Here is a 3,939-nt window from a genome sequence, read left to right on the forward strand (position 1 = left end):
GACGCGCTTCAACAGACGGTATTCGACGCAACAGGCATGTGGGCGAGTGAGACGCTGCACGAACAGCTTGCGGCCTATGCGAACGGCGAACGGACCGATGCAGACGGCAATACTCTGCAGGGTCCGGATGTGCTCCTCACCGAGGATGAGCAGGCGGCGTTTCAGGCGAGCCTGCGACAGGCGTTCCTGGGGGAGTTGAACTATGTCGACGGCGGTTCGGGTTTCGACATACTGAAGCTCGACGGTTCGCTGATGGACACGATGGCGTCTGCCTACAAGGAAGCCTGGTTCATCGACAATTTCGCAAATGGCCTGTCCGGTGTCTTCGATGGCTACCAGGACGCCCCGATGTTCTCGGCATTCATCGCCAGCCAGATCCGCACCGGCGATTTCCTTAATCCGTTCGGCCAGACGCTGATCAACGATATTGAACGCATCGAGATCGATCTGACCTACGACGCCAACCTGGCGACAGTGGCGGACTCTGAATTCACCGACATCCTGTCGAGCCCGCAGCTGACCGGCGAAAGTTCGGGTGACGACATCGGCGATCGGACGTGGTTCGTTCGCGACTACAACAACATGGTCGCGGGTGTTCTGAACACGACGGACAGCCACACCGAGTTCGTTGCGCAGGTCCGGGCGCAGGAATACCGGATCGGCTCTTTCATCGAACCGGGCTTCACGACGGAAGACCTGCTGCAGTTCGACCCGGACCACCTGACGCCGGCACAGATCAGCGACGATCCGATCGTGCAGCAGAGCTATCAGAACTGGTACGAGATCAGCCTGGACGACTGGGCCTACGATTTTCTGGTCGAGTACACCGCGCCGGTCACGACGGTCGTGGAAGGCACCATGCTTCAGGACACCGTCATCGTTCAGGAAATGCAGGTGCATTTCGATGCCGGATACGAATACACCTTCCGTTTCGATGGCGGTATCGGATCGAACGGCGCGTTCAAGGCGATTGTCGTGATCGGGGACGGGGAACCTATCCTGTCCAACGTGGTCGGGGACACTTTCACCTTCACCACCGATCTGACCGGCTATGAAACGGTGAAATTCATCGTCCAGCGCGGCGGTGAGGATTTTGCTCCAACGCAGGCCGAGTACGGCCTATCCGTCAAGGGGCCGGGCGCCAGCGAATTCGTCACTGTCGGAACGCCGCAGGAATTGCTCGTCGCCGACTCCGAGCTTGGCTACAGCACGCGCGGCACAATCGTCGAATTCGCGTCCGGGACCCACAAGCAAGGGCACGAGGGGGAGCTTTCCGGCACTCTGGAGGCTCATGACAGCGTCACCTATACCGGCGAGATCTACCTTGAAGCCAACCGGGCCTACCAGTTCATCGAGCATTCGAAGAGCCTGTCGGTTCTGACAGTGGGCGGCGAGGAAGTCTTCTACGACACCTCTGCCGCGAACGATCAGATCGGCCTCGTCGTTGTTTCGGAAAGCGGCTACTACAGCTATTCGTTCACGGCCACGAACGACAGCGGTGCGGCAGCCGACTACGCCCTCGCGATCAACACCGTCTCCCAGAACAAGTTCCTGGTCATGAAAGGCGAAACCGGCGCACCGTCGGTTTCCGTCTCGGCCGAGGGCATCGCGGTCGGTGTCAATATCATCGGTGACAACCGCAGCGAGGAGATCACGGGCACCGACCAGGACGATCTGCTGATGGGGCAGTACGGTCACGACCTTCTGGATGGCGGGCTTGGCAACGACATCTATGTCGGCGGCCAGGGCATAGACACGTTCGTTCTGGGCAAGGACACCGGCCATGACGTGGTCTTCGAGACCAACCTGTCGGATTTCGATGGCGACATAATCCAATATGAGGGCGATCTGTCGGAACTGACGATTGGCCTGGGCGTCTACAATGACCTGATCCTGAAGGGTGGGGATACCGCATCAATTACGATTGCCGAATACTATAACAGCGGCAACAAGGTTTGGGTGATGGATAAGGACGGGGACATGGAGTACGTCCACAACCTGTCTTTCGATGAAAATCTTATCATGCCCTATACGTTTACTTACGTAGATATCGAGGTCATGCCGGGGTTTGTCATCAGTCAGCGCGTCTATGAATATAACACCGATCCATTTTTCCTGACCTACATGGAAAACCTTTCGAGCGACATGTACAAGCAGGCGCGGGAAAGCTTTCTTGAGGTCGGTGAGGACTTTGACAGTGGCGGCCTCGCGGCAGAAAAGGTTGCGGAATACCTTGGGTCCGTCACGAAGGTACTCGGCGACGTCTCGCTCTACACAGCTGAAACACTGGACCTGCTGACACACACGGACGGCGTCAGCCGCAAATACGACGCAGGAGATGGCGACGTCGTCTTTGCCTATGATGGTTCGGGGTCTTCGACCTCCATTGACCTCGCAGAGTATTTCTTCAGTTCCGGCGACACCGATGTCGGTTTCACCTTTGCCGCATACGGCCGGTTCGACGATCTGATGGCCACCAACCTGCAGCGCCTGTTCCAGGTTACGGGTAGTGATGGCAGCCTGATACAGATCGCGCAGGTCGGTGGCCCGACCATGGCGGCCGGCAAGGAGGACGACATCGCCTTCCGCTACCTGGGTGCCGACGGGAAGAATTCCTACCTTGTCGCCCACGACGTAATCGTCGAAGGCGAATGGGCTCACTGGGGTGCGACGATCGACGCCGACGGCTTCATGACGCTCTACAAGGACGGGGAAGTCATTGCCACCAAGCAGCATGCATCGGAATTTGCCGCTTTTGACGTGGACGGGGCTACGGTTGGGTCGCCGGTCAGCGGCAATGCCAGCATGACAGGCGAAATCACCGATTTCGTCTTCCGCAACGATGTCCTGGATGGCGCCGAGATGCGCGCATCTTCTCAGGAAGACCGGTCCTTCGTCAACTCCAAGCCTGTGGTCGACGATTTCGTATTCACCATGCAAGAAGATGAAATGCTGATTACCCCTGATGGTCAGGGCCTACTCAGCGGCGCCTCCGATGCGGACGGCGACATGCTTACGCTCGTCGGTCTGCAGGATACGACAGCCAGCTTCGTAGAGGTGTTTTCCGCGGGCGGCCGTTCCGCCATGATCTACACGAATTCGTACGCGGAATTCATGGTGGATCTTGGCGACAACTTCCTTGATCTCGAAAACGGTGAAACCGATACCTTCACGTTCGTCTTTGATGTGGCCGATATTCATGGCGAGAGCGACCAGGGGCAGGTCACCATCACCGTCGAGGGCGAGAGCGATTATGTCGGCGAATGGGGGGATGCCAGTGTCAACCACAATTGGGCAACCATCAGCTTCTCTCAGGCTTACGAAAACCCCATCGTCGTCGCCTTCATCGACACCTACAACGGCGGCGATTTTGCCGAAGCGCAGATCCAGAATGTTACGGCTACAGGCTTCGAGGTGCGCGTCCTGGACAGTTCGGACTATGCCAGCGCCCATTACCGAGAGACCGTCAGCTACATCGTTCTGGAGGAAGGCGAGCACACGCTCATCGACGGCACGGTCATCTATGCCGGTCAGGTCAACGCCCGTGCAGGTCAGGCAACGGCGGTCGATGTCGGTGACAGCTTCTACAACCCGCTCGTCTTCTCGTCCGTCGTCGGCGACAACGTCAGCGACGCCTGGGTGTCTGACCGGATTGGCGGGTCGGTATACGAGACCAACGTCTGGCTTCAACAGGAAGTCGAAGCCAGGAGCGTCTCGTCTGCCACGGTGAATTACTTCGCTGTCGAGAGCGGCAATACCAGCGATCTCTTCAATGCCGCCGTGGTCGGTGTGGATCCCGACGGTACACAGAACGCGAAAGGGTGGGATGTGGACTTTGCGGAGATCCGCACGATGCCCGACGCATCCTCCGATCTATTCTACGGCGATCCGGCGATTGTTCGCTTTGACGAAGACGCCGCCGACAACAACCGACTGTTC

At 58.2% G+C, this 3,939-nt stretch carries 1 protein-coding gene; it reads left to right on the forward strand.

The genetic code is table 11. The features are described 5' to 3' along the window. Positions 1-3,939: LamG-like jellyroll fold domain-containing protein (locus HCO70_RS24480; protein ID WP_305849445.1), on the forward strand; the 3,939-nt coding region annotated here is incomplete at both ends.

Origin of the sequence: Pseudoruegeria sp. HB172150 (assembly GCF_013184805.1) — a bacterium.
GTDB lineage: Bacteria > Pseudomonadota > Alphaproteobacteria > Rhodobacterales > Rhodobacteraceae > Psychromarinibacter.